Source organism: Pseudalkalibacillus sp. SCS-8 (genome assembly GCF_040126055.1).
GTDB lineage: Bacteria > Bacillota > Bacilli > Bacillales > Fictibacillaceae > Pseudalkalibacillus > Pseudalkalibacillus nanhaiensis.
In genome coordinates this window covers 3,088,389-3,112,579 of sequence record NZ_CP143541.1, presented here as the reverse complement: position 1 = coordinate 3,112,579, position 24,191 = coordinate 3,088,389, and the positions used below count along the sequence as shown (strand labels likewise).

Below are 24,191 nucleotides of genomic sequence, written 5' to 3'. Positions count from 1 at the left end.
TTACTTTGTTTTTCCTTCCCAAGAAAGCATTCCATCAGTCATGTTGAGTACATCATATCCATGATCTTGTAAGAATTTCGAAGCGCGCCAGCTTCTAGCTCCTGATCGACAAACTAAGATATATCTCTTTGATTTATCCAGTTCATGCATACGAAATTCAAGCAATCCTAATGGAATATTTATCGCTCCTGGAATCATTCCTGATGCTGTTTCGCTTGTTTCACGGACATCGATGATTTGGTGATGATCCCCATTGGCAAGAAGTTCTTCAACTTCATTAGCTGTTACTTCTTTCATGTCTTTCACCTCCAAATGGTATGGAATCATATACTTTTTACTAGTAATTCTTGGGCCTCGACCTTTAAATTTGTACATCCGACGATATTAAATCCTTTTTTACGTAAAAACCGGATGCTTACGTTTTTCTCTCTGTTATCAGAAGCAACCAACAGAATATTTTCTTTTGGAATTTCCTTATAATATCTTTTCAAATAAGCAACAGGTAGTTCGATCGCTCCTTGGATGTGATTGTTACAGGATTCATTATAATCCCTTACATCCAAAATGACGGTAGAATTACAGTTTTCTGCAAGCCAATCGTTCTTAAATGGAACCTTCCAAACAGGAACATATCGCTTAAGAATAAAAAGGGTCAACATACTTAGTGAACTTATAACTGCAAGCATGATGTTCTTTCACCTCAATTCAAGGATCACACACTTATATACCCACATGGGTATATGTGGTCTACCATCATATTATACCCCTAAGGGTATTTTGTCAACAATATAGGAGGAGAACGAATAGCATACATTCGTAAAGTTCTTCGAAAAGGAATTAATCGTTTTTTATTGAATAACAAATATTGTAAGAACAGTATAAGGGAAATTTAGTAAGGAGACTCAGTGGAGGGAATGGTCTTGATTAGAAGTGATTCTTAATGCCACTTTGAGAAAGATGTGAAGTAAAGTTCGTTTTAGGGGGCAAATAATATAAAAACATTCTATTATGGGAGTTTAATCGTCGTATTATTATTGTCATTATTAGGGTGTCAGGAAAATTCACCTATATCAGATGAAAAGGATGTAGAAGGTTTTTTTGAACCTGAACCATCGGATTGGGTGAATTATGCAAAGATTGTAAAGGAGTATATGTATCATAGAACTCAAGCAGTAATAAATGATGATATAAACATTCTCTTTGAAAAGTACCCAAATTTAAAAGAGAATATCGATCCTGAAAAAGGAATTAATGTAGAAAAGAATGAGGTTGAATCCTTAAATCAAGGGTTTGACTTTGTGGATGCCAATTACAATATTGAAAGTTATGAACGAATTAAAGTAAAAGAAATAAATGATAATGAAGTAATCGTTCTAGTTCACGGTAGCATTGTTTATTTAAGAGATGACTTTGACGAATCTGGAGGGGAATATTTAATAAAGGTCTTCTTAAAACAGAACGATCATCAATGGACAGTGGTAAAAACTGATGAATACACAATACCTGAATACAAAGAATGGTTACAAGAAAAAAATCAATAGTGGACTATTTAACAAACAGGGGCCATAATCCAAGACGGATTACGTCTCTATTTGTTTAACACAAAAATCTGGCTAGGATTTTTGCATAAAGGTAAGTACATAAAATCATCTCTGAAACCTATGGAATATAACATACGTAAAAATTATACATTTAGCTTTAATAGTAATGGCGCAATCAGAGCAAACAGAGGGGGGAAAATAGATATGGACAGTATTATTTTTGATTTAGATGGTACCATTTGGGATCCAATCGACACTGTACTTAATGCCTGGAATAGCCGTATCAAGGAATATGGCCAAATTAAAAGAGAACTAACCCGAACTGATTTCGAAGGAATTATGGGACTACAAATGCACGAAATCAGTAAAAGATTGTTTCCTTATTTATCTGAGGAAGACCGTGTACAAGTGATTACAGAGTGTTGTAATACTGAACAAGGATACTTAAAAAAACATGGAGGTCATCTTTTTCATAATGTAGAGGATGTACTTCGTGTCCTTTCAAAGAAATACAAACTTTACATAGTAAGTAACTGTCAGGATGGCTACATTGAATCGTTTTATGAGTTTCATAACTTAGGTAAATATTTCTTAGACTTTGAGAATCCTGGAAGAACCGGGCTCTCAAAAGGGGAAAATGTTAAGTTGATTATCGAAAGGAATAACCTTTCAAGTCCTATTTACGTAGGGGATACAGAAGGTGATTTAAATGCGTCTAGATATGCAGAAATACCTTTCGTTTATGCAAAGTATGGTTTCGGACAAGTAAGTGAATATGATGAGGTCATAGAGAAGTTCGATGATCTCGTGAACCTATTTTGATTTTTACACAATCGGGGGCATATCCGAAAATGGATAAGTCTCTTTATTTTGAAAAATAACAATTGAGTTCGATCTCATAATTTGAAATAATTGGAACAAAGTGAGTAGTTGAGGATCTCAAAATAAATTCATATTGTTTAAAAGATAATACCCTACATTTAATTTAGTTTAAGGCGGCGTAAAAATTGAAAGAATGCATTTTCTGTCATCCAGATTTAGAACCAGATCAAAATATCATTTTAAGTAATGAGCTATGTATGTTTTTACAGTTAGAGCAATTTCAAAAAAAGGGTACTCAACTCGAAGGAGCTGGGTTAATTGTTCCTAAGGAGCATAAGGAAACAGCTTTTGATCTAACCCGAGATGAATGGGATGCAACCTATTCACTTCTTCAAGAAGTAAAACAATATTTAGATGAAATGTATCAACCTCAAGGCTACAATCTTGGTTGGAATTGTGGCGAAATTGGTGGTCAACATATTTTCCATGCGCATTTGCATGTATTACCAAGGTATGAAGATGAACCTCTAGCAGGTAAAGGGATTAGATATTTATTTAAAGGTAAAGAAAATGAAAGAATGAGTTATTAAATAACAGGAGAGGGACTTTATGGAGGGAATATTTAAAGATTTACCTACATTTGAAACTGACCGATTAGTACTGAGAAAAGCAAGAGAAGAAGATATTCACGATATATATGAATATGCGTCAGAGCAAGAAATTTCGAGGTATACCCCGTGGAACTTTCATAAGACAATAGATACCACACAAAAGCTTGTTGAGATCATTCAAGATAATTATAACAACGATAAAGAAAGTGATTGGGTTATCGAGTTAAAAGAGAATAACAAGGTTATTGGTCTATGCGGGTTTGTACGTTGGAATAAACACCATAACCGTATAGAAGTTGCTTATTCACTCTCCCGTTCCCATTGGGGGAAAGGCTATACTACTGAAGCAGTAGAACAACTTGTCAAATTTGGTTTTGAAAACATGCAGCTAAACAGAATTGAAGCAAAAGTGTCACAAGAGAACTCTGCCTCCATAAAAGTTCTCGAGAAATTGGGGATGAAGCCTGAAGGGATATTAAGAGACTATTGGTTTAAAAATGGAGAATATACAACTGTTCAAACCTACTCTGTAATTAAATCTGATTGGGTAAACAGCCTTTAAGTACGAAATGGGCGCTAAGGGGGAGCATATGAAAAAAAGCGTCGTAACGCTCTTTGGAATCATAATCTTCACAATATTACTCTTAAGCTATTTCGAATACAAAGAAAAGCAGCACGCATTCTCCACACCAGAAACTGCCCTAAATAATTTAAAAGAAATGGATCTTGAAGTGGTAGAAATTATCAGTACACGGTTCTTCGAGAAAGAAAGTGTTGCATACACATTTTATTACTCAAAAATAAACCGTCCCAAAGACTATTTAGCCGTAGCAAAATTTAATAAAAACAACCATGGTTGGCGTTTTGAGAATGTAATCGGGGTAGGCAATATTGACTTGAATAATGTAGGGAATTCAGTAGAAAAGAATGGTACGTTAATTGGATTTTCCGACTATGGGGTCAAAAGTGTAGAGCTTGATGTACATAAGGCCGAAATTGTTCCGTTGGAAGAAAAGCAACTTAAAGTATGGTTGTTTCATGGTTTGAATCATGAAGAAAAAGAGGACGAAATCCAGTTTCTCCATATGGATTAATAGTGGAGATTGTATAGTAATGATAGATAAATAATGTTTGGAAAGGTGAGTATATGAGAGTTATTACGTTATGTGGTTCAACGAAATTCAAGAAACAGTTTAGAGAAACAGAGGCCTCATTAACTTTACAAGGACATGTTGTAATCAGCCTTGGTTTCTTTGAACAGAGTGAAGGAATACAAATTACAGAAGAGCAAGAACAGTTATTTAAGAAGATCCACTTTAAGAAAATTGATATGGCGGATGAAATTTTTGTTATCGATGTTGATGGATATATTGGAAGCAGTACGAGTAAGGAAATCGAATATGCGAATAAAACAAATAAGCCTATCCGTTATTATTCAAAAGTAAATTTGGAGAGTGTTACTCCATAAAACAGGGTCTCGAAGGGAGGAGAACATGAAGTTAGTTATATTTTTTGGGTTAATGATTGTTTCTTTGCTCGTTTCAGTCATTTGGGGACAGCTGCAATTAAGAAAAACGAATAAATTCTGGACATCATTTATAACCGCTTTTTTATTGAATGTGGTAATTTTAGGATTAGGAAGTATATGGTGGTTTGTAACGGAAACTGACGGGATTAGTCAAGGTCTAGGCGTATTGTATTATAGTATTGCTATTGGAGTCATAGGCATTATTAACCTTTTTGTAATGTCAGTTTTTAAAAAAGACAGACGTCCTAAAATAACAGGGTAAAAGCTCAGGCGGAGGCAAAAAGAGTGAGTACTGTAAAAGAAAAAATATGCGAATTAACTACTGAAGACCAATGGATACAGGCATTTCCGATTATGAACCAACTACGAGAAGATTTATCCCTTGATACATACATTGATTTGTTAACTGACATGACAAACCAAGGATATCGCCTCATTGCCATGTATGATGATGGTAAAATAGTAGCTTTAGCTGGAATTCATATGAGCATCAATTTCTACAATCACCGTTATGTTTTTATAAATGATCTCGTGACGGACGCCTCCAATCGCTCAAGAGGCTATGGTGAAAGGCTCCTTACCTATATACATGAGTGGGCAAGAGAACGGGGAGCGTCGTATGTATCATTAGAATCAGGAATCAAAAGGAAGGACGCACATCGATTTTATGAAGAAAAGATGGAGTATGATAAATGGTGCTATTCCTTCCGGAAAAAACTTTAACATTTCATCTAAGCGTTATGATGAAGAGCTGGAGATCAAATCGGTGATCGTCAGCTTTTTAAATGCAAAAAATTAAGAGAGACTCTCCTATCCGTTCTCTCTTAACATCCACTGTATTAAATTCTTACCTTCAGACAACGTCATGGTTTCCTCTGTTATTGATTTAATAATCGCGATCCATGAGGAATAAAGGATGATCTCCACTCCCTTGTTTTCCATAGACGTGCAAATGCTTTGAAGGAACGGAAAGATCTGATTCTTTCTAGATTCGTTTTCTGTTTCAATAAAGAGCTTGCCAATCTCTTTCTTTACAACAAAATCTAAACCTGTCTTAAGTGCTGCATTCAATTTCTCATGTGGATCTTCAAATAAATCCGTTACTCCCTCCATCCGATCTAAGATTCTCTTTTCCATCTCCTCTTTAATAATCTCGTAAAGTTGCGCTTTTGAACCGAAATGGTGATAAATCGCTCCAGTGGTGACATCTGCTTTCTGTGCCAATTCCGTAATATTTGTTTGCGCAAAACCTTTACTACTGAATTCTTCCAAGGCCGTCGTCAATATTTTCTCTTTATTACTTCCAGGTATAGGGATCCATTCTTTCATAAAAGAAGTATAACATGTTGACAACAGAACGTAAATGGTTTATGTTTTACGTAATCCAATTATGTGGAAAAAATTACTATGGTAGGGGATGTATTTTATGAAGCTAGCATTTTTATGCCATCCGGCAAAAGATCTGAAGAAGTCTTTATCTTTTTATCGTGATGTACTCGGGTTTGAAGAAGCCTGGAGGGAAGGGGACCATACGATTGCCTTGCATCTAAAGAAGAACGAAGAGGTTCAACTTATGCTTGAGGATGACGAAGAGGGAATCCCATCAGGCGGTGTCTACATAATCGAAAGTGTAGACGACTTCTATAAGGAATATCAATCTAACCTTAGCTTCATAAAAGAACCTTGTGACATTCCTCCAGGAAGATATGCGATCTTTAATGACCTGGATGGAAATCCGTTCAGGATAATCGACATGACAAAGGAAAAGAGTCCTGCTCATAATTAAAAAGTTGAACGAAGAGGGAGTAGTTCTGAATGGACTGCTCCCTTTTTCAGTACTCAGATTGTAAAGTTTCAAAATCGTTAAATTTTCAGTTGTGCTGATCCGGGTGTTTTGAAATAATTGGTAGTGAATAAGAAGGAATCAAACGAGGGTGTAGCCGATGAAAACTAAGCCAATTTATGTAGAAATACCGATTAATTCGGGGGTGGATGAGGTATGGGATAAGTCCCAAAACCCCAGCCTCCATCAACAATGGGATCTGCGTTTTTCTTCGATTACCTATCTTCCAAAAGAGTCGGAAAGTGATCCTCAAGCCTTCCGTTATGAAACCAATATCGGTTTCGGGCTGAAGGTGTCAGGGTGGGGAGAAAGCATTGGGACGCATAAGAAAGAAGATGGATCGAAGGTTTCGTCACTTCACTTTGGAACGCCTCAGAAATCGTCCCTCATATCAGAAGGTAGAGGATACTGGAAGTACATCCATAAAGGACAAGGCACAACTTTTTTAACGCAATATGATTATGATGTCCGGTTTGGTTGGTTTGGAAGACTTGTAGACTCATGTTTCCGCCCGCTTATGGGATGGGCTACGGCACTGAGCTTTGATGTGTTGAAGCGTTGGATTGAAAAAGGCGAGCTTCCAAGAACCCAATATCTACGTTTTTTTAGTACAGCGATTATCACATTTCTTTATTTCTTTATTTGGTGTTATCAAGGACTGGTCCCTAAAATCATAGCAAAACATCCAGAAGAGGTTGCGATGTTGGCTTCCCTTAGTTCCATGGAGACAGACGCCGCAGTCCAGGCTGTTGGTATAATAGGAGGCCTTGAAGTTTTATTTGGACTGTCTTGGTTGCTCTATCGCAAAAAACGGCATCTCCATCTATTGCAGATTATTGTGTTTCCATTATTAACGTTAAGCGCATTATTAGCTGAACCATCCATACATACACATCCTTTCAACCCTGTGACATTTAATGCTAGCCTTTGGGTCTTATCGATCCTCGGGTTTATCTTAGCTAAGGATGTCCCAACGGCAACAAGCTGTAAGCGTTCAAGAAAAGAGTGATTCAGCATGACAATCTATCAAAATCTTTTAGGAGAAGATTTCCAGAGGCTTCATCCTAAACTCCAAAAGAGATACGCACTCCGGAAGGATAAACCGTTCTGTGCAGCCGGTAAAATGACGTCTGTACAGACAGGCCCCTGGTGGCTCCTTCCGTTTTTGAGGTTGGCTGCCCAATGGAAATTTCTTTTTCCTGAAAGCGGCAAAGACATTCCATTTACGATAAAGAATACTTGTCGGACTTTACCTTCTGGACTCGATGAAGTTTATTGGGAACGGACATTTTATTTTGATAACGCCACTCGACATTTCAATGCGTTTATGACGATTGATTCAGAGCGTAAAGTTGTAAGGGATTATTTAGGGGAACCAAAATTGTTCTATTCTGATTTATATTTTGATGTGTTACCTGACGGAAGCCTCGTCATACGATCAGGCGCACAGCGTTTCGTAATGGGGAAGATTGAGATTCCGATTCCGAAATTATTTGAAGGAGTTGTTGAGGTAAAAGAAGGATATGACCATGTACGAGAAGCATTTACAATAAACGTTCATATCCATAATCGATTGATCGGGAGGTTGATGACTTATGAAGGGGAATTTAATGAAGAGACGAATTAATTTCATGACGCTACCTGGTATCTTCCTCTTTATTGCGAGCAGCCTTTTTTCGGTCAACGAACCGTTTTATTTGATGCTGACAGCTGCTCAGCTTGTTTTTGTACCAATGATTCTCCAGCTCCTCGTTGAAGTGAAGACAAAGCATATTGTCGCAACTTGGACCGCGATGGCTTCCATATTCCTTTTACATATTGGTCTACCGATGAATGCCCAGATTTTGTTTGGGTTTATTTACTTGATGTTCACACTGTTCGTCGCTTTATATGGTGTGAAACGATTCTTCATGCGAGGCTTTACAAATTGGGCAGAAATATCGATTGATATCGGTATGATGTTTTTGTTTGTGGGAGGACTTTGGTTTTTCGCATATGTTGCACAGATCAATACGGGTTTCAGTCCGTTACTGACGTGGTTGACGGCGATCCACTTTCACTACTCTGCCTTTTTATTACCCGTTTTCGTCGGTTTCTTTGGACGGTTACATGAATCGAAATGGTATAAAGTCTGTGTCCCAATCCTTTTAGCAGGACCTTTACTGGTTGCGTTGGGGATCACGTTTTGGCCTCTCTTAGAGGTGATTTCTGTTGTACTCTATATCTTCGCGCTCTACACGTTGATCTATTTAGTTTTTCAAACTCATTTTCCATCAAAAATACAGGCGTTTTGCGTCCGGCTCTCATTTTTCACATTAGCGATTACGATCTTGTTTTCGTTGATGTACGCTTCCAATAGTGCTTTCGGAAAATGGGGAATCAGCATTGATCTAATGCTGTTGTTCCATGGGCTCGCAAACTGTATTTTCTTTGGTATGTTTGGTGTGCTCGGCTGGGTGTGGCTTCCTCCTAAAACAAAACAGCCTGTTTGGGAGTTTCCTGTCAGCAAGATCCGAGGTTCGTTTAAAAGTGAGGGAGAGAAAAAATCAGGTTTAGTTAAGGATCTTAGTGAATATGTAAATACGCAACGATTACCTTCCTCAATCATCGATTTTTACGAGCACACGGAAAATTATCATCTCGTTGCTGCGGTGAGATGGGCGAGTTGGTTCAAGCCCTTTGCACTTTTCTATAAACTGATCAGCAACAAAATTCAGCAGATCAACCTTCCCGTATCGAGCAAACCAGTTGAAATGACGGGAAGCATAGAGGCTGTAGATGAATCATTGGATGGGCGTCCTAATCCGAGGGTTTGGAAAAGGAATATTGGAACGAATGGAGTATTTAAAGCGATTTATTCATACCATCAGACAAACAACCGAACGTTCATGAATATTGCACTTCCGCTCCCTTTCTCGGCGATGATCGGCATCCTTCAGCTTGATGAAAAAGATGGCACGCTCATTCTCTCCAGCAAGGGAGAACCTGATGCAGGCGTATACTTAGCGGTAGGACGATTTTTGTTTAAACTGCCTTTATCGGAGTACTTCGTTATTAAGGAGTCAACGAACAATACGTTAACAGCAACACACAAAATGACGATTTTCGGTCTCCCTTTCTTAACGATTTCATATGAAATGAGCCTGAAGAATGTTAGTGGAAAAACAAATATCTCTTGACGGATTGAAAGTACATCAATAAATATACATTTTAGTGGCGTTATCCAAGGAGATGACGCCTTTTTTGTTCGAATTCCATCAAAAAAGTCCTCGATTGAAGGTTTTTTCAATGAAAAAGAGGACAACGAAGTGTAACTACGGCGTGTAGACGTATTTATCTACGAAAAATTAAGATTTTCGTACAAAAATTTGAAAATATCTACGAAAATACAGGATTATCTACAAAAACAAGAAATTATCTACAATAACAGGAAATTATCTACAAAAGTTCATGATCCACATATTCAGATGAAACATTTTACAAATTTATCCGTATAGGTAAGTAGAGTCCAGAAATCGAGGAGGTAAGTGGATGTTTGTTCACTCAACATCGAATTGGATGAAATTTGCCGTTGTGTGTTTATATCTCTTCCTGTTTTTGTCCATCTTTTTTCCTTTGATTTCTTTTGCCTCTAATCTTTTTTCAATCATCTGGGCAGTCGTCGGGGCAGTTGGGGCTGTCGATTTTGTTTATAAGCTTAAAAATAATGAGTGGCGGATCAAAGTCCGGACTCTTGCTGTAGGTTTATTATTTGGAGCAGTGTTAGCAACCTTTAGCTGGGCGGGGACGAATCCTTCAATTGCTGAGTTAGGTCTTGCGTTATCTCCATTACTCTTATTTGGGGATGTTTTCACAATGAAAATACGATAAAAGAGAAAGCCAAATACTTATGGAGGTGAAACGATGGACATTTCCATATTAGTAGCGGTCTTTGTCATTTTCTTAGGAGTATTAGGTGGCGGTTATTATAAGAAAAAAAGGAAATGATGTCATGGGGATAAAGGGGAGAGGTTTTTCTTGTATGAGGTCGATCCATTTTTCTGGTTGAAGTTATTTTTGCTCATTTTAGCTTTTTTGTTCTTGTTGCGATTTTTTAATGCTGGTCTAAGAAAATGGCTGAAGGTGGAGAAGCGGAAGACCTTTTCCTACAACCATGTAAATAAGAAACACAAACGAATCGATTGGACAATTCGTATTGCTTTCCTTCTACTGATCCTTATAGGCTTTTCGATCAACGTCACACGTTATGGATCAGAAAGGTTCTGGTATTGGGAAACGTATTTTGTAATCTTTCTATTTGTCATAACGTCTGAAGTTACGAGAGCAATTATGGAGAAAAAGTATTCAGCGAATAAAAACGACTATCTATATACGCTTTTCCAACTAGCTTTCATGTCTGTATTTGTTCTCTCATTTCTGGGTTACATATTGATTTGGAACGCTTAATTTTTCAAAGCGAATTTATGATTTGGAAGGAGTTGATGTGGTGATAACCGAAGGGAAGACGATCTTTTGTGATGAGTGTAAGATGGAAATAAAAGACCGAGATAGTCTCGTGATTTCGTCGTTTCTATTTTATTTTGGTACCTATCATGATAAGTGTTATTCCAAGTCTTTAAAAGGATGTCAGACGCTGTTTGTAGGAAATGAACCGATTAACGGATTCTCCGGAAATGTTAAAGCGATTGCTGCTTTTGTTGTTGCAATCATTCTATTTTTTATCAATGGGCCCTTTTTTTTATTAGGACTTGTCATTTTAATCGTTCCACTCATTCGATTATACGCATGGATCTCAATTGAACGACATTTGGAATAGATTGACTTTTCGTTTGAGTAAAAATCAAGGATAATCCAAGAAGTTAGGTGAGTCGATTAGTATGATACATAAAGTTATGTGGGAGCATTTAGAGGAATTTGGAAGCGAGCTTTGCCAAATAAGTGAACATCATAATGGTTTGTTGGCTGAAGGGACGATTATTCGCGTCATACAAAATGAACCTTGCCAAGTCAATTATTCCGTTCATATGGATCATTCTTGGCATACAAAAAAATTAGAAATTGGTGTCAATCACGAACGAAAGCTTGAACTTAGTTCGGATGGAAACGGGAATTGGTTCGAAGATGAAGAAGAAGAGACCTCTTTAAAGGGCGCAATCGACATCGATATTTCTGCGACACCTTTTTCTAACTCTTTACCGATTAATCGGTTTGAATGGAATTTGAATCAGAAAAGGGATATGGAAATGGTCTATATTTCTGTGCCTGAATTGACGTTTTTCAAAGTCTCACAAACGTATACCTATCTTAGACGGGAAGCAGATATGCGCGTCTTTTTATATGAGTGTCGCGATTTTAAATCTCTTATTTATGTTGATGAGAATGGTTTCGTCACGAACTACCCTGATTTATTTAAAGTATGTTGTAGATTTTGAACAGCTTCAGGCGGACGCTTTCCGCGGGCAACGCTTCAGCCTCCTCGACCTCGATCCTCGATCTGCGGGGTCTTCAGCTGTTGCTTTTCCCGCTGGAGTCGCCGCCCTACGCTTCTGTTTTCTTCAACAAACAAAATGCTCGTAAGCAGATAGGGAGAACTATATGAGTGAACAAGAAAGATTAAGGATCTTCGATGAACATAAAAATGATATAGGCGTTGCTTCTCGAAGTGAAGTGCATCGAAAAGGCTATTGGCATGAAGCCTTTCATTGTTGGTTCGTTAAAAACGAGGAAGGCACCAATTATATTTATCTTCAACTTCGTAGTAAAAATAAAAAAGACTATCCTGACCTATTGGATATTACCGCTGCAGGGCATTTACTAGCCAGTGAAACGGTTGAGGACGGCGTTAGAGAGATAAAGGAAGAAATCGGGATCGTTGTCGAGTTCAGTGATTTAATCTCGTTAGGTGTCACCGATTATTGTGTTACGAGAGAAGACTTGATTGATAAAGAATTTGCAAATGTTTTTCTTTATAAAAGCGAAAATAACTTTGAGGACTTCACCCTTCAAGTTGAAGAAGTATCAGGGATCGTTCGAGCAAGATTTTCTGATTTTGCTCAGCTTTGGTATGGAGAAAGAGATGAAATTGAAATTAATGGAATTGAGATAAATGAAAATGGAAAGAAGGTTGAAAAGGAAGAAATGGTGAATCGAAATCATTTCGTCCCACATCCAATTTCTTTTTATAACGTAATCATTCAAAAAATTGGAGAACAAATATGAGGTGTTATTTTGAAACATATTCTATTTCTATCTCTATCTCTCTTATTATTGGTTAGCTGTAGTTCCCCAGTCAGCTCGATTGAAGGGAACATTGAAAAAGTTGAGGAAGACCACTTGAAAATCGATTGCTCTGAAGTTGTTAACAGAGATAAAAAAGAAGGCGAAGCAGTCGATTCTAAAGGTTATTTCTGTCTTGTAGATATTACTGAAGACACTGTACTTATGAATGCTAATGGTGACGAGGTTAAGAAGAACGATCTAAGAACAGGTCAGCATGTAGAAATTACGTTACTAAAAGAGAAAAATATAGGAGAAAGTATAGAGAGCAGAAAAGTTACCGCTAAAGAAATAAAAAGTAGGTAATTTCGAATAAAGGATATAATAAAAATATGAAAGAAATAATCGCAGCAATACTCGCCACATTATTCTTACTTATTGGTACGTATTTATGGAAAAAAGGAAATAAAAAAGAACCGTTTTGGGATTCTCTATTTGAAGTGATTGGTAATCTCTTTGTGTGGGAGCTGCCGGTTTTCTTTACCTTAAGAGCATGGGCAGTGATTTTGTGGTTGATTGGTTTTATTCTAATTTTACTTTTATTAGCCGCAAATTTAATTTAATAATTATTGTTAACCTATCTCCGAAAGAGATAGGTTTTTGTTTTGTAAATCAGTAGAATGGAAATAGTATACAAAATTTTTCTGATATGTGTAGGGGTATTCATTTTTATTACGTCTATATTTATAGAGTTGTTTGAAAGGGGGGAGAGGTTGGAAGATTCAACAATTGTTAATCGTGCAAAGAAGGGGAATGAACATGCGTTTCGGATGCTGATTGAAACGTATAAACAAGATGTGTTCAGATGTGTTTATGGTGTACTACAAAACCCTAAAGATGCAGAAGATGCTTCCCAAGAGGTGTGGTTGAAGATATTTGCCTCTCTCCCTAGCTACGAAGGGAAGGGTTTTAAATCATGGATCACAAAGATTGCAGTCCGTCATGCTATTGATTGCAAAAGAAAACATGCTAGACATAGTGAGGCACTTTATGATGCGATGGACGATGACATCATAAAGGAGAAAAATAATGTTGTTGAAGAGAGTGTATTCCTTAATGAGCAAAAGCAGCTTGTTTTGAGTAGTCTAGAACAAATTCCAACTTCTTATCGTGAAATTTTAGAAGGTTTTTACATAAAAGAAAAGACACATCAAGAACTTGCTGAGGAACAAAATGTACAAGTAAAGACGATAGAAGTTAAGTTGTATCGAGCACGTTCATGGATAAGAAAGCGTTGGAAGGAGGATGACTTTCGTTGAACCATTTATCACGTGAAGAGTTAAAAAGGTATATCGGAGATAAGTTGGAAATCCAGCAACGAAAGGATTATGAACATCATCTGGATAAATGTGATTTATGTATAGAGAGGTATATGGAGGCTGTGGAAGCCTTTAAAGAAGAGCTGCCGGTTATTGAGAATTATGATACTTATACTGATGAGCTTATGAGGAAGATTACGTTCAACGACAGTCTTCACAATGAAAGAATCCCCTTGGAAAAGAAGTGGTACATGAAAAAAGCCACTCATTACGTTTTAGCAGCTGTCATGACGTTTTTACTTATGATTACAGGGGTATTTTCGCAAATTACGTCAATTCCATCTGAAATAGACCTGACAGAGCAGTCCTCCTTTACGGAAGATGCAGTCAATAAAACAACAAATTTAATAGAAAAGGTAAAAAAATAAGTTGAGGTGACTTGTACCAATGGTTAAACAGAAAAATCCCTTTATTGCGTTCTTATTATCAGTTATTCCTGGTGTTGGGTTAATGTATTTAGGGAAAAGTGGCAGAGGGATATTATTTTTACTAGGTATGTTGGGACTACTTCCAATGGCAATTATATTACGTGAAGGTTTCCTATTTGGAGAAGTAGTTTTTATTACGTTAATAGCTGGATTTTTGCTTTATACCGTAAGCATTATTCATACTATATTAACCGCGTCAAAAATTGTAAAGGATACAACCGATATACAAGATAAACAGTTAAGTTCGGAGAGATTTTACACAATTATTTTATCCATGGTTCCTGGGCTTGGTCACTTTCAGCTTGGCTTGATGAATCGAGGGATAACTTTTTTAGCTTCATTCCTTGGTCTGATGGCAATGATTCTGTTTGTCACAATTATCACAGGCATGGAAGGATTTCTTATCTTTTTAATCATTATCCCTGTAATTTGGGTTTATAATTTCTTTGATACGATGCAATTATTGAACAAGAAGGAAGCCGGTGAAGATATTAGAGATCGTTCAATACTAGAGGATTTTGAAGCACACCATCAGGGGGGGCGAAAAAGCACGGTTCTAGCCACTTTACTTTCTATGTTTCCAGGTGCTGGACATTTGTATCTTGGATATCAACGTAGAGGAATTCAGTTGATGGCTGCTTTCTTATTCTCCATATATATCTTGGACGTTCTTCACCTAGGTCTATTTCTTTTCCTAGTACCTATTATATGGTTTTTTAGTTTTTTCGATGGCATGCAACGTGCAACCAACTATAAAGAAGAACCTCTAGATGATGAGCCAGTCCTTACTTACATTGTTAATTACAAGAAGTGGATTGGGGTTGTACTTATTATCATAGGAATCTATTACCCGTTAGCTAATATTGTCATGCCTGAGTTATCGTTTAATCCTATTGTGAAGTATTATGTTCAGACTGGTATTGTGTGTTTAATAATGATTATCGGAGGATTTAAGCTTATTGCTGAGAATAAGAAAAAAAATACAAGGGAAGAAGTTAAATCGTAAATCCCCAAATAGGTGCTTTCTCTTTTTATTAAATATATCAAACAACCCAAAAAAGGAACCTCCAATCGAGGTTCCTTTTTCGTTTTATAGGTGTCTCTCAAAAAACTCAAGCACTTTTTTGTAGACATAGATTTCGTTTTGTTTTTTCGAGAATCCGTGTCCTTCATCCTCTAACACGATGTATTCTACGTCTCGGCCTTTTTCCTTCAAGGCTTCAACGACTGTATCAGATTCCGCTTTAACGACCCGTGGATCCTTTGCACCCTGGATGACGAGCATCGGTTTTGTCATCGAATCCAAGTAGGTGATTGGTGAATCTTCTTCAAATTTAGCTTTATCCTTAACTGGGTCCCCAACCCATTTAACCATGGAAGGCTTCCAATGCTCAGGAACGGAGTCGACAAAGCTGAATAGGTTGCAAGGTCCGAATACGTCGACTACGGCTTTAAAGTATTCTGGATGGCGTCCGTGGAGAAGGAGCGCCATATATCCACCGTAGCTGCCTCCCATTAAAAAGATCTTGTCACGGGAAGCATATCCTTGATCAATCAGCCATTCAAGTCCTGCGACATTATCTAAGCGCGGACCGTGACCCCAATCGCCTTCAACCATTTTTGTGAATGCTAAGCCGTATCCAGTCGATCCTCGGAAATTCGGTGCAAATAATGTGTATCCTCTATGCACAAGGAAGGAGAATAACGCCCTGAAGGATGCTCTTTCCGCTGATTGTGGCCCTCCGTGTGGCCAAAAGATGACGTGTCCATTATTCTTATCAGGTTTTGGAAGGTAAAGTTGTGCTTCAATAGGTAGGTCATCAAAGGATTTATACGTCACTACCTTAGGAACAACCAAATCCTCTTCCTTTACACCGGGAACTCCATATTTTGTAAGTGAAGCCCACCCTTTGTTCGTTTTCTTGTAAATATTCTCTGGTACGGTTGATGAATTTCCGCTTATATACACATTCCCAGATTCAGCAACAACGATTTGGGTAATAACCTTCACTGGTATATCCAGCTTTTCCAGTTCACCTTCGGATAGGTTGAAAGAATATAGATAATCCTGAACGCCCTTACGGCTCACAAGGTATAAGGATCCTGTGGATTTATCGTATTTCATTTGCGTAAATTCTTCTTTTTCAAGTTCAAGTACCTTTTGAAATTCTCTCGTTTCCAGGTCGAATTTCGCCAAGTATGAAAAATCACCATCATAGTTCGTTACGAAATAGATCTCGTTTTCAGATACAAAGAGGGCGTCAGACACGGTGTGTTCAGGCTCTGTAGCCGGGGTCAACAGAATTTCCTCATCCCCCTGCTTCACATAAACGAGTCCATATGTATTTGAAAGAGCTTTTAAAAAGAGAAAGCTATCCTCATTCGGACTTGTATCAAACAAGATGGTCATACCGTCCTTGCCTTCAACAACTACTTCCTCTTGCTCGTTTTTCAAATCATACACATAGCTGTTCAAGAACGTTTGGTTTTCTTTGTTTGACGTGTAGTAGAGACGCTCTCCATCCTTCGATAAAAACGGAAATTGGTGGCGTGCGCCTTCCATTTTCCTGATCGGCAACAACGACCCACCTTGAGGGGGCAGAGCATAGATTTGGTCGTTCTCATCACCGTCCTGATCAATCACAGCTAATATGAAATCACCCTTCTTGTCATAAACCAGGGATTTGCAGCTTTGGTCATGGAACGAGAGTGGATACGGAAATGTGTTCGGCAGGTCCATCGCCCATAGGTTATACTTGCCATTCAAATTCGTACTGAACACAAGCTGTGATTCATCGGGACTGACTGTGAAGGTTTGAATACCAAAGGTTTGAAAAAATTGTTCGACATCAGGTTGTGGAAAGTTCAACAAAATTCGATTCCTCCTAAAAATGCAAGATACATACAACTTTCGACTCTTTTCTATAAATTTCCTTTTTATTCTTCAAAAACCTAGATGAAGAGCGCGAGGATGATTAATCCGAAGGCATAACGACGAAAAGGGTGACCCACTGAGTCGCCCTTTTTAAAAATCGCTATGTTGGATGAGTGCTTACTCAGCTTCCCCTCGTGCGACAATGGCGGAGATTTCTTGTCTAGATATCGCAAAGGTTGTGTTATTGGTAATGATCTCAATGATTTGTACGGTATAGGTGAACGTATCATTACTATTTTCAATCGGGCAATCACAGAAATTCAATACGAGAGGCTCAATCGTATCCAAATTCGGAACACTGGTAGGAAAAATTTCTGACCCGCTGAACGTCCACGTATCAATGACTTTCACCTTTTGAGTCCGTTCTGAGGTCCGAATTACCCGATAAACGATTGTGATCTTCGGGTTCATCCCCATCGTACGAAACGATAAAATCTGCGAATAATTGAAAAGGACTCCAGGTGTTTCAAATCCGTCTAAATTCACAGTCACTTCCGCCAGGTTGATCGGCGGGTTTTTCTTGGACAATTGTCTAGGCAAGTTTGCTCTGAGAATATCGCCACATTTTAAGAAGGGAATGGTTGTATGTTCGTGCATTGATTTTCCTCCTTTATCGATACTCTCATTCAAAATTTCCCCGTACCGCAAAAGACTTGGGCAGTCATGCTCTTTTGAGTGATGTTATAAGAGGTTTGTTTAGATAAATCCACGCTCACCAACTCGATGGTATACGTAAACGTCCCTCCGTTATCAGTCGCTAACCATTCACAGAAATTGAAGACGACTGGCTCTTTAATGTTCGTATCGGTTACGAGCTCCCGTTTGAAAGGCCATGTTCGGAGGACTTCTTGTTTGTTGTCATCTGAAGAGGATTTGACCAACCGGAAAATGAGACTCACAAAATTTTGTTGCCTTAGGATGGACGTAACGAAACAGGAAAAGTTGATCAGAATACAAGGCTCCGTTATCCGTTCTGTATTCACCGTCACTTGCGTTAATATGACTGGCGTCCCTTTTTTCGTTAACTTGAGCGGCAGTACTGGATTAAATACTTTTCCGCATTTAACAAACGGGACACTTTTTTTCTGATGTCCCTGATTGGTGACAACGGTGCTCATTTGCTTATTTTGACCGAGAAACAGCCGAGGTTTTGGGGTAGAACGGCGTTCATTCATGGCGACACCTCTTCACAAATTACCGTAGCGCTTAAACTTTTGTTCATGATGCTGTAGCTTTTGACACTATTTGTGACGATCTCGACGATCTCGAGTGAATACGTCAATGAATCCGTATGAAGGTCCTCCAAACAATCACAGAAATTCAATACGGTTGGTTGGTTCGTATCCAGATTCGCAATCTCCGTTACTTGGGCAGCCTCGAAAAGAAACTCCCATTCCTGCAAAATTTGTGCGTCCTCTGGTTGATTTGTTTTTCTGACTAGACGGTAAAAGATGTCGAGCTTTGGATTTAATCCAAGTAGAGAGAATTGGATAAACTCTGAGAATTTCACCAATACACATGGCCGATCCAGATCGGACACATCAACGGTAACCTCTGCCAGAACAATTGGCGGTTCACTTCTTGCTAACTGGTCGGGAAGGACGGGATTGAAGGTTCTTCCTCGTTTTAGAAATGGTGTACACGTTTTATTTTCCATGTATGCCTCCATCACATTGGGCGCTTTTTTCATTGATATATCCTATGCTTCAAAACAGGAAAAATTAATGCGTGCGTTTGCATTCTTTCGTTGTGAAACTTATGCCTTTCCTCATTCGTATATACAGTAAATGAAAAAGGGGGATGAGCATGTATCGAAATTTGAATGAACAACTGATTCAGATAAAAGGTGAAGTCCGGAAAAAACGAAAATGGGAAAAGCAAGTCGAAGGCTATCGCTCAGATTTGAAAAACCTGGATGTAACAATCAAGAACCTGAAACGAAAGTTAGGAGAAGAGCAAGAGGATGTACATAAGATTGAACAATTCACGGTTACAAACCTCTTATTAACCGTGCTTGGGACGAAGGAAAGTAAACTAGATAAAGAGAAGCAGGAGGTAGCGGCTGTTCAACTGAAATTGGATGAAGCATTAAAATCCAGAGAAGAAGTAGAAGCATCCATTAAGGATTTGAATGATAAATTACAAGCCGTTGTTCATGTAGAGAAGGAATACGAAGCGATTTTAACGGCAAAAGAACAGGCCATGCAGGAAAGTCATTCCCCAGCTGCCGGCCAGCTTTTTAAAATGAGTGAGATTGAGGGAGATATAAAAGCGCTCCTCATTGAGTTGGATGAAGCTATTAAGGCAGGAAGGGCCGTCAATCGGTCGTTGGATACGGCGATCGGATCCCTAGAAAAAGCGCAGGGATGGGGGACGTTCGATCTTCTTGGGGGCGGTCTTATATCTGACCTCGTCAAGCATGGTCATATCGATGATGCCAGTGCAGCAATTCATCAAGCACAGTCCAGGATGCGTGCCTTTCAGAAGGAGCTGGCGGACGTGAATGAAGAAGCGAATGTTCATGTTGATATAAGCGGCATGCTTAAATTTGCAGACTTTTTCTTTGATGGGTTAATTGCTGACTGGATGGTGCAAGGCAGAATCAATGATTCTCTAGAACAGACGAGACGTCAGAAAAGTAAAGTGGCTTCGATCATAAAAGATTTGGAAACACAAGTAGTGGAACACAAAAACCAATTAAAGCAACTTGAGGAAGAGCGGACGACTTTGATTGAGCGTACTTGACCTAGGGGATAATGGGAGGCGTGGATGTGTTTCTTCTAAAGTTGAAAACACGTTTGATATGTTTATCCCAATGGACCTTTATGGAAAGAAGGAGTCAGATTCATGACGATGCAACTTGAACTTTTTCTACAAAAGTATTTTCAAGGTCTTACCTTGCATCCGCCGTTATTTTATTCGTGGGAACCAGGAATCCGTTTTGAATTGGCGGATCCTAGTCTAACCTTAGAGGATGCTCGGAACCAGAGAAGAATTGAGAAGCGTGCTTTCACCCTCTTTGATTCGGTTTTTGAGAATGAAGATGACCTTTTCATGGTGAAGGATTTTCACTGTCCCAAAGGGGATGTTGTACTTCAGAAAAGACCGTTACGTTTCCATAAGAAATATGTAAAAGAGCATAAAGCTTTGTACAGATTGAAGCATCGTATCGTGCCAAGTGTTTACGGGGAGGAAAACGATGTGACACATCGTTTCATCTTTCCTTGTAGGAAGAATCACATCAAGTACAGAAAGCTTTTAATGGCGATTGCAGCTGAAGATTCGACCAACTCTAATAGGCTTCTAAAAAAGCCGAAATATGCATATAACGTGTATTTCATTAACGTTACGAAGAAAATCATCTTCCATATGTATGATGATCGTGGCTGTGACGTAATCGCAGCGGATAAAAAAGAGATTCTTTATCTATATGAAACGTATAACGAATGGATTTTGGAGTACGATCGCGAGCAGATAGAAAGCGTATTTCGTTAAAGGGGGAAGCCTGTGGATATAGGAGTATTAAAGGATGAGCTATTGTCGATTAACGCGTATATTTACTTTGATGAAAACGAGTACTTAAGAGAAAAACCGAAGGATCCGGAAGTTATCAAGGCATTTGTTTCTAAGTTGGAAGTCGCTTTGAAGCATGTGGAAGAAGATGAGGATGTTTACTTTCTACAAGGAACGTTGGGAAATCTTTATCGGATCCTTGGTCAGCCTGAAAAAGCAATTGCCCATTTAACAAGAAGCCTAGAGGTGGCAATTGAGAAGAAAGACGAGAAAAAAGAGGTCGTCTCTTACATCCGTCTTGGTGAAGCATTGAAGTATGATAACCAGCATGAAATGGCTCTCCACTACTTTAATCGTGCATTCACGTATTGTGAGAAAAGCGATTTAAAGGTGTTCAAAGATTTCGCCTTACAGCACAAAGGAAAATGCTTGTTGGAACAGGGGAAATTGGATGAGGCATTATCTTGTTTCCATGAAGCACTGGAAATAAGGAAGGCAAAGAATGAACCTTCCTTAATAGATTCCACAGAACAGGCCATCCAGCTTGTAGCTCAAATTCGTTAATCGATCGGAACTTTTTTCTCTTCTCTTTCATTTACGATGACCATTTCAGTCAGCTCTTTCGCCAACTCTTTTTCCAGCTTATAAACGAAGGTTCGTGGTACGGCCATGTCCTGACAATACTCGTAAGGCGTTGATATACGGACGATCAAAGACTTTTCTTTTTTCTTAAATTCAAGATGTTCAGGTTTGATGGCACAGCCTCCAGATTCGTTGAATCCTAAAAAGAAAGAATCATAGCGGTTAAAATCAATGGTTGGAGCCGTGCCTGATAACTGGAATTCCTCCCACTTTTCCTCAAATCCTTCCTCTGTATGTACCATTGTCAGTAAATAATCTGTTAAACGATCTTTTTGATACCTTTCAGGTAACGTTTTATCCGTTTCAACAAGCTGAATGGAAACAGGCTCAGTATATAGATGGATACCAAATAGAATTGACAAACCGAATATAATGAAAACAGTAATTGAAATAAGTAGCTTCATAACGTGGCATCCCCCCTCTTTCTTAATAGACGTAGGCACTCAGAAGGGGGTTCCGTTAAAACGCTGAAAGAAGGTGTTCGTATGTATAAATATTTCTTTTATCTCTTCTTACTGATGATTGTGCCTATCATCTTCTTACGAGGTTCATTCCCCTTTCTTTACATCGGCTTGATCATGGTTTTCCTTGTGGCAGGGCTTGTGTCCTATATTTCAAAAAAATCATAAAAAAAGAACTTTTTTCCAAAAATTACGTCATAAAGAGTAAGGTTGTAAATCCACTTTCGTTTAGGGAGTACGCATACTATGAAAAAGTTACTATTTATCTTCCTTGTTGGGCAGCTCTTACTCTTGTCTTTTATTTTCAATAAATCCATTTATGATATTTACGAATTGAATAACCTTGGGGATTCATCTTTAGATGGCTATTTTGTAGAGGAGTATTCGGGGAATGAGCTGAATGCACTCTATGAACAATTGAATTCGAGCTGTCTGAATGACGAATCTTGTAATCTTCAACTCATTAAAACTCCTGTGACCTCGGGCAATCAATTCAGCTATGAAATTTATCATAGTCAGATTGATAAAATTAAGCAGCCAAGATCCATCTCTCCAGATACGCATTTATCCTATCACATTCTTACGAAAGAGGATTTCATTGATCATAACGGCGTTTTTTATACGGATATTCCAAAACAGAACCTCTCAGAATTAAGCCGAGAAATCGGGCTTTCCATCCGACCTTATCAGGAAAAAATCAATTATACCCAAATCATTTCGTACAATGCGCTGAACTTCGGATTGTTGTTCCTTTTAAGTCAGCTGGTCTTATTCATTTACACGTTTACAAGAATCAAAGTCAATGCCATCAAGAAGATGCTCGGCTTTTCGAACATGAAGATGATCAAGAGCACGTTAGTAGATTTTATAAAAATGGAAATTGTCATCGTGCTCATCACACTCACGATTCATTTCTGTTACTATTTGGCTGTCGGTAATGTAGTCCCTCGCTACTTTTATTTGTTATCCGCGTTCCTGTTTATCGTGGTCCTATTGAATATTCTCATGTTGCTGATGACACAAATCAGCCTGAAATTCATTGATATAAACCTGATGATCAAGAATAAAGTGTATTCGAACCGTTTAACGTACTCGTTATACGCGATTAAGATTGTTCTGATTCTGGCGATTACAGTTTCGATGTCTGCATTCCTCTCAAATTACGAAACGTACAAAGAGAAACAAAAGGATGTTGAACAATACCAAAAATTAGCTGGATACTTTACATCCAATGGTTATAATTACGATGAAGATGAACGCGCTCGGAAAAACCTTGACCTTCTCGAGCAATATGGTCACGCTATTAAAACGATTTATGAGCGATACGATGAACAGGATCGTCTTTATGTGAACGACGCCTACATACTTGGTTTGTTATCAACGGAATATCTTGAACGAAATGGTCTCAAGAAAGAGGATATCTATCAGTCTGTACAGGATAACCATATTGTTGTGAATGAACGTTATCTGAACCGTTTCATGAACGTGAAGAACAAAGCTGGAGAACGTATTACAGATTTAAATTTTGATCAACCGACCATCTTCGTTCCAGCCCAGTATGAGACTCAAGAGGATGAGATCAAACAAATCTATATTGAGAAATTCAACCACTGGATGAATTATGATCGGTATTTCGGGTTGTCAGAAGAAAAGAGAAGCATTCATGATCTTAATATCCTTTATATAGCGGATGGTCAGGAGCATGAACTGCTAGGGCAAAGTAGCGGGGATGAAGCCGATGTCAAATTGAAAGACACGATTATCGTGGTCGATCAAGGGGATTTCAGCAATATGTATTATTATGACCTCTTGAATGCTGGAGACTTCTATGTCCAGTCGGAACAACGGGAGGAATTCAGCCAAACAATTTCAGCACATAGACTGGATAAACTCGTTAACGTTGGGACTCTCCTGACACCATACATGGACAAAGTCTACTTTGTTGAATTCATCCTCTACAATTCATTGGTTTTCTCGGTCCTCTTCTTATTTACTCTCATTTTCATTTTATATATTTCAAATTACGTTGACGTGACTTCGAACAATAGAAGGTACGCCCTTCAATATATACATGGATACGAATCATTGAAATCCTTCAAAAAACAAATTTTCATTGTCGTTTTCATGATTAGTGGCATCGTATTGTCTGCCTTTATGGAATTCAATATCGTTCTGTACCTTTCCATATTAGCGGTGGATTTTCTGGTTTTATTGTACTTGTATAAAAAAATCATCAAACAGGATCTACATAAACTCGTTAAAGGTGGATGAT

34 protein-coding genes are annotated in these 24,191 nt (G+C 38.3%); 26 read left to right on the top strand and 8 right to left on the bottom strand.

All coding sequences use genetic code 11. The features are described 5' to 3' along the window. Together V1497_RS16135 and V1497_RS16130 are read right to left on the bottom strand one after the other, a co-directional pair. Complete coding sequence (locus V1497_RS16135) at window positions 1-297, bottom strand: rhodanese-like domain-containing protein (RefSeq protein WP_349408540.1); 297 nt, start codon at window positions 295-297, stop codon at window positions 1-3. A 26-nt stretch (window positions 298-323) separates the two neighbouring features. Next, complete coding sequence (locus V1497_RS16130) at window positions 324-686, bottom strand: rhodanese-like domain-containing protein (protein WP_349408539.1); 363 nt, start codon at window positions 684-686, stop codon at window positions 324-326. A gap of 348 nt (window positions 687-1,034) precedes the next feature. On the opposite strand from V1497_RS16130, the gene V1497_RS16125 reads away from it, so the two are divergent. The 8 genes from V1497_RS16125 (at window position 1,035) to V1497_RS16090 (ending at window position 5,225) form a co-directional block, all read left to right on the top strand. Further along, window positions 1,035-1,541 (top strand): hypothetical protein, encoded by a 507-nt coding sequence (locus V1497_RS16125; RefSeq protein ID WP_349408538.1) that lies wholly within the window; start codon window positions 1,035-1,037, stop codon window positions 1,539-1,541. 204 nt (window positions 1,542-1,745) lie between these two features. Next, entirely contained in the window at window positions 1,746-2,363 is a 618-nt protein-coding gene (locus tag V1497_RS16120) for an HAD family hydrolase (RefSeq protein ID WP_349408537.1), read from the top strand. Window positions 2,364-2,548: 185 nt separating this feature from the next. Continuing rightward, complete coding sequence (locus tag V1497_RS16115) at window positions 2,549-2,953, top strand: HIT family protein (RefSeq protein WP_349408536.1); 405 nt, start codon at window positions 2,549-2,551, stop codon at window positions 2,951-2,953. Between the two features lie 19 nt (window positions 2,954-2,972). Beyond that, on the top strand, window positions 2,973-3,536 hold the full coding sequence (locus tag V1497_RS16110) for a GNAT family protein (protein WP_349408535.1): 564 nt from the start codon (window positions 2,973-2,975) through the stop codon (window positions 3,534-3,536). Window positions 3,537-3,564: 28 nt separating this feature from the next. Continuing rightward, entirely contained in the window at window positions 3,565-4,068 is a 504-nt protein-coding gene (locus V1497_RS16105) for a hypothetical protein (RefSeq protein WP_349408534.1), read from the top strand. A gap of 53 nt (window positions 4,069-4,121) precedes the next feature. Further along, window positions 4,122-4,442 carry a DUF4406 domain-containing protein gene (locus tag V1497_RS16100; protein ID WP_349408533.1) on the top strand — a complete coding sequence of 107 codons (321 nt, stop codon included), beginning with the start codon at window positions 4,122-4,124 and terminating at the stop codon, window positions 4,440-4,442. A 25-nt stretch (window positions 4,443-4,467) separates the two neighbouring features. Further along, entirely contained in the window at window positions 4,468-4,764 is a 297-nt protein-coding gene (locus V1497_RS16095) for a hypothetical protein (RefSeq protein WP_349408532.1), read from the top strand. 23 nt (window positions 4,765-4,787) lie between these two features. Next, complete coding sequence (locus V1497_RS16090) at window positions 4,788-5,225, top strand: GNAT family N-acetyltransferase (RefSeq protein ID WP_349408531.1); 438 nt, start codon at window positions 4,788-4,790, stop codon at window positions 5,223-5,225. Between the two features lie 87 nt (window positions 5,226-5,312). Here V1497_RS16090 and V1497_RS16085 read toward each other — a convergent pair whose 3' ends face one another. Further along, window positions 5,313-5,831: a TetR/AcrR family transcriptional regulator gene (locus V1497_RS16085; RefSeq protein ID WP_349408530.1), complete on the bottom strand. Its 519-nt coding sequence runs from the start codon at window positions 5,829-5,831 to the stop codon at window positions 5,313-5,315. Window positions 5,832-5,928: 97 nt separating this feature from the next. On the opposite strand from V1497_RS16085, the gene V1497_RS16080 reads away from it, so the two are divergent. The 14 genes from V1497_RS16080 to V1497_RS16015 all read left to right on the top strand — a co-directional run bounded on the left by V1497_RS16080 (window position 5,929) and on the right by V1497_RS16015 (window position 15,374). After that, window positions 5,929-6,288, top strand: coding sequence for a VOC family protein (locus V1497_RS16080; protein WP_349408529.1), 360 nt, complete (start codon window positions 5,929-5,931; stop codon window positions 6,286-6,288). Between the two features lie 157 nt (window positions 6,289-6,445). Continuing rightward, window positions 6,446-7,354, top strand: a complete 909-nt coding sequence (locus tag V1497_RS16075; RefSeq protein WP_349408528.1) for a DoxX-like family protein — start codon at window positions 6,446-6,448, stop codon at window positions 7,352-7,354. Between the two features lie 6 nt (window positions 7,355-7,360). Further along, window positions 7,361-7,972: a DUF4166 domain-containing protein gene (locus tag V1497_RS16070; RefSeq protein ID WP_349408527.1), complete on the top strand. Its 612-nt coding sequence runs from the start codon at window positions 7,361-7,363 to the stop codon at window positions 7,970-7,972. After that, a complete protein-coding gene (locus V1497_RS16065) occupies window positions 7,956-9,524 on the top strand; it encodes a YndJ family protein (protein ID WP_349408526.1) in 1,569 nt (522 codons plus the stop codon). Before V1497_RS16070 ends, V1497_RS16065 begins: the two co-directional genes overlap by 17 nt. A gap of 352 nt (window positions 9,525-9,876) precedes the next feature. Continuing rightward, window positions 9,877-10,215: a hypothetical protein gene (locus V1497_RS16060; protein WP_349408525.1), complete on the top strand. Its 339-nt coding sequence runs from the start codon at window positions 9,877-9,879 to the stop codon at window positions 10,213-10,215. Between the two features lie 147 nt (window positions 10,216-10,362). Then, window positions 10,363-10,791 (top strand): DUF4181 domain-containing protein, encoded by a 429-nt coding sequence (locus V1497_RS16055; RefSeq protein ID WP_349408524.1) that lies wholly within the window; start codon window positions 10,363-10,365, stop codon window positions 10,789-10,791. Between the two features lie 40 nt (window positions 10,792-10,831). After that, entirely contained in the window at window positions 10,832-11,161 is a 330-nt protein-coding gene (locus V1497_RS16050) for a hypothetical protein (protein ID WP_349408523.1), read from the top strand. 61 nt (window positions 11,162-11,222) lie between these two features. Continuing rightward, window positions 11,223-11,777, top strand: a complete 555-nt coding sequence (locus tag V1497_RS16045) for a putative glycolipid-binding domain-containing protein (protein ID WP_349408522.1) — start codon at window positions 11,223-11,225, stop codon at window positions 11,775-11,777. A 163-nt stretch (window positions 11,778-11,940) separates the two neighbouring features. After that, the gene (locus V1497_RS16040) at window positions 11,941-12,564 is read left to right on the top strand and encodes an NUDIX hydrolase (protein ID WP_349408521.1); all 624 of its coding nucleotides are present in this window, start codon (window positions 11,941-11,943) and stop codon (window positions 12,562-12,564) included. Window positions 12,565-12,573: 9 nt separating this feature from the next. Then, window positions 12,574-12,927, top strand: a complete 354-nt coding sequence (locus tag V1497_RS16035; RefSeq protein ID WP_349408520.1) for a hypothetical protein — start codon at window positions 12,574-12,576, stop codon at window positions 12,925-12,927. A gap of 26 nt (window positions 12,928-12,953) precedes the next feature. Continuing rightward, complete coding sequence (locus V1497_RS16030; protein WP_349408519.1) at window positions 12,954-13,184, top strand: hypothetical protein; 231 nt, start codon at window positions 12,954-12,956, stop codon at window positions 13,182-13,184. Window positions 13,185-13,334: 150 nt separating this feature from the next. Continuing rightward, window positions 13,335-13,880: an RNA polymerase sigma factor gene (locus V1497_RS16025; protein ID WP_349408518.1), complete on the top strand. Its 546-nt coding sequence runs from the start codon at window positions 13,335-13,337 to the stop codon at window positions 13,878-13,880. Then, entirely contained in the window at window positions 13,877-14,308 is a 432-nt protein-coding gene (locus tag V1497_RS16020) for a hypothetical protein (RefSeq protein ID WP_349408517.1), read from the top strand. The genes V1497_RS16025 and V1497_RS16020 overlap by 4 nt, the downstream gene beginning before the upstream one ends. 19 nt (window positions 14,309-14,327) lie before the next feature. After that, window positions 14,328-15,374 carry a hypothetical protein gene (locus V1497_RS16015; RefSeq protein ID WP_349408516.1) on the top strand — a complete coding sequence of 349 codons (1,047 nt, stop codon included), beginning with the start codon at window positions 14,328-14,330 and terminating at the stop codon, window positions 15,372-15,374. Between the two features lie 84 nt (window positions 15,375-15,458). Here V1497_RS16015 and V1497_RS16010 read toward each other — a convergent pair whose 3' ends face one another. The 4 genes from V1497_RS16010 to V1497_RS15995 all read right to left on the bottom strand — a co-directional run bounded on the left by V1497_RS16010 (window position 15,459) and on the right by V1497_RS15995 (window position 18,960). Beyond that, window positions 15,459-17,240 carry a S9 family peptidase gene (locus V1497_RS16010; protein WP_349408515.1) on the bottom strand — a complete coding sequence of 594 codons (1,782 nt, stop codon included), beginning with the start codon at window positions 17,238-17,240 and terminating at the stop codon, window positions 15,459-15,461. Between the two features lie 180 nt (window positions 17,241-17,420). Next, window positions 17,421-17,900, bottom strand: a complete 480-nt coding sequence (locus tag V1497_RS16005; RefSeq protein ID WP_349408514.1) for a DUF4489 domain-containing protein — start codon at window positions 17,898-17,900, stop codon at window positions 17,421-17,423. 29 nt (window positions 17,901-17,929) lie between these two features. Beyond that, the gene (locus tag V1497_RS16000) at window positions 17,930-18,478 is read right to left on the bottom strand and encodes a DUF4489 domain-containing protein (RefSeq protein ID WP_349408513.1); all 549 of its coding nucleotides are present in this window, start codon (window positions 18,476-18,478) and stop codon (window positions 17,930-17,932) included. Then, on the bottom strand, window positions 18,475-18,960 hold the full coding sequence (locus V1497_RS15995; protein WP_349408512.1) for a DUF4489 domain-containing protein: 486 nt from the start codon (window positions 18,958-18,960) through the stop codon (window positions 18,475-18,477). Before V1497_RS15995 ends, V1497_RS16000 begins: the two co-directional genes overlap by 4 nt. Before the next feature lie 149 nt (window positions 18,961-19,109). Between V1497_RS15995 and V1497_RS15990 the strand changes: the two genes are divergently transcribed. The 3 genes from V1497_RS15990 to V1497_RS15980 all read left to right on the top strand — a co-directional run bounded on the left by V1497_RS15990 (window position 19,110) and on the right by V1497_RS15980 (window position 21,380). Further along, entirely contained in the window at window positions 19,110-20,048 is a 939-nt protein-coding gene (locus V1497_RS15990; RefSeq protein WP_349408511.1) for a hypothetical protein, read from the top strand. 102 nt (window positions 20,049-20,150) lie between these two features. Continuing rightward, window positions 20,151-20,798 carry a DUF3885 domain-containing protein gene (locus V1497_RS15985; RefSeq protein WP_349408510.1) on the top strand — a complete coding sequence of 216 codons (648 nt, stop codon included), beginning with the start codon at window positions 20,151-20,153 and terminating at the stop codon, window positions 20,796-20,798. A gap of 12 nt (window positions 20,799-20,810) precedes the next feature. Then, window positions 20,811-21,380, top strand: coding sequence for a tetratricopeptide repeat protein (locus tag V1497_RS15980; RefSeq protein WP_349408509.1), 570 nt, complete (start codon window positions 20,811-20,813; stop codon window positions 21,378-21,380). On the opposite strand, the gene V1497_RS15975 is transcribed toward V1497_RS15980, so the two are convergent. After that, complete coding sequence (locus V1497_RS15975; RefSeq protein WP_349408508.1) at window positions 21,377-21,862, bottom strand: hypothetical protein; 486 nt, start codon at window positions 21,860-21,862, stop codon at window positions 21,377-21,379. The two genes, V1497_RS15980 and V1497_RS15975, sit on opposite strands and share 4 nt — an antisense overlap. 303 nt (window positions 21,863-22,165) lie before the next feature. Here V1497_RS15975 and V1497_RS15970 point away from each other — a divergent pair, with 303 nt between their 5' ends. Next, a complete protein-coding gene (locus V1497_RS15970; RefSeq protein ID WP_349408507.1) occupies window positions 22,166-24,190 on the top strand; it encodes a hypothetical protein in 2,025 nt (674 codons plus the stop codon). The last annotated feature ends 1 nt before the right edge of the window (window position 24,191 follow it).

Coding starts and splice junctions, on each gene's coding strand:
- V1497_RS16075 (WP_349408528.1), top strand. CDS start 6,446: ATGAAAACTAAGCCAATTTATGTAGAAATACCGATTAATTCGGGGGTG.
- V1497_RS16030 (WP_349408519.1), top strand. CDS start 12,954: ATGAAAGAAATAATCGCAGCAATACTCGCCACATTATTCTTACTTATT.
- V1497_RS16045 (WP_349408522.1), top strand. CDS start 11,223: ATGATACATAAAGTTATGTGGGAGCATTTAGAGGAATTTGGAAGCGAG.
- V1497_RS16130 (WP_349408539.1), bottom strand. CDS start 686: ATGCTTGCAGTTATAAGTTCACTAAGTATGTTGACCCTTTTTATTCTT.
- V1497_RS16080 (WP_349408529.1), top strand. CDS start 5,929: ATGAAGCTAGCATTTTTATGCCATCCGGCAAAAGATCTGAAGAAGTCT.
- V1497_RS15990 (WP_349408511.1), top strand. CDS start 19,110: ATGTATCGAAATTTGAATGAACAACTGATTCAGATAAAAGGTGAAGTC.
- V1497_RS16110 (WP_349408535.1), top strand. CDS start 2,973: ATGGAGGGAATATTTAAAGATTTACCTACATTTGAAACTGACCGATTA.
- V1497_RS15970 (WP_349408507.1), top strand. CDS start 22,166: ATGAAAAAGTTACTATTTATCTTCCTTGTTGGGCAGCTCTTACTCTTG.
- V1497_RS16085 (WP_349408530.1), bottom strand. CDS start 5,831: ATGAAAGAATGGATCCCTATACCTGGAAGTAATAAAGAGAAAATATTG.
- V1497_RS16105 (WP_349408534.1), top strand. CDS start 3,565: ATGAAAAAAAGCGTCGTAACGCTCTTTGGAATCATAATCTTCACAATA.
- V1497_RS16120 (WP_349408537.1), top strand. CDS start 1,746: ATGGACAGTATTATTTTTGATTTAGATGGTACCATTTGGGATCCAATC.
- V1497_RS16135 (WP_349408540.1), bottom strand. CDS start 297: ATGAAAGAAGTAACAGCTAATGAAGTTGAAGAACTTCTTGCCAATGGG.
- V1497_RS16000 (WP_349408513.1), bottom strand. CDS start 18,478: ATGAATGAACGCCGTTCTACCCCAAAACCTCGGCTGTTTCTCGGTCAA.
- V1497_RS16070 (WP_349408527.1), top strand. CDS start 7,361: ATGACAATCTATCAAAATCTTTTAGGAGAAGATTTCCAGAGGCTTCAT.
- V1497_RS15975 (WP_349408508.1), bottom strand. CDS start 21,862: ATGAAGCTACTTATTTCAATTACTGTTTTCATTATATTCGGTTTGTCA.
- V1497_RS15995 (WP_349408512.1), bottom strand. CDS start 18,960: ATGGAAAATAAAACGTGTACACCATTTCTAAAACGAGGAAGAACCTTC.
- V1497_RS16100 (WP_349408533.1), top strand. CDS start 4,122: ATGAGAGTTATTACGTTATGTGGTTCAACGAAATTCAAGAAACAGTTT.
- V1497_RS16065 (WP_349408526.1), top strand. CDS start 7,956: ATGAAGAGACGAATTAATTTCATGACGCTACCTGGTATCTTCCTCTTT.
- V1497_RS15985 (WP_349408510.1), top strand. CDS start 20,151: ATGACGATGCAACTTGAACTTTTTCTACAAAAGTATTTTCAAGGTCTT.
- V1497_RS16005 (WP_349408514.1), bottom strand. CDS start 17,900: ATGCACGAACATACAACCATTCCCTTCTTAAAATGTGGCGATATTCTC.
- V1497_RS16095 (WP_349408532.1), top strand. CDS start 4,468: ATGAAGTTAGTTATATTTTTTGGGTTAATGATTGTTTCTTTGCTCGTT.
- V1497_RS16015 (WP_349408516.1), top strand. CDS start 14,328: ATGGTTAAACAGAAAAATCCCTTTATTGCGTTCTTATTATCAGTTATT.
- V1497_RS16060 (WP_349408525.1), top strand. CDS start 9,877: ATGTTTGTTCACTCAACATCGAATTGGATGAAATTTGCCGTTGTGTGT.
- V1497_RS16040 (WP_349408521.1), top strand. CDS start 11,941: ATGAGTGAACAAGAAAGATTAAGGATCTTCGATGAACATAAAAATGAT.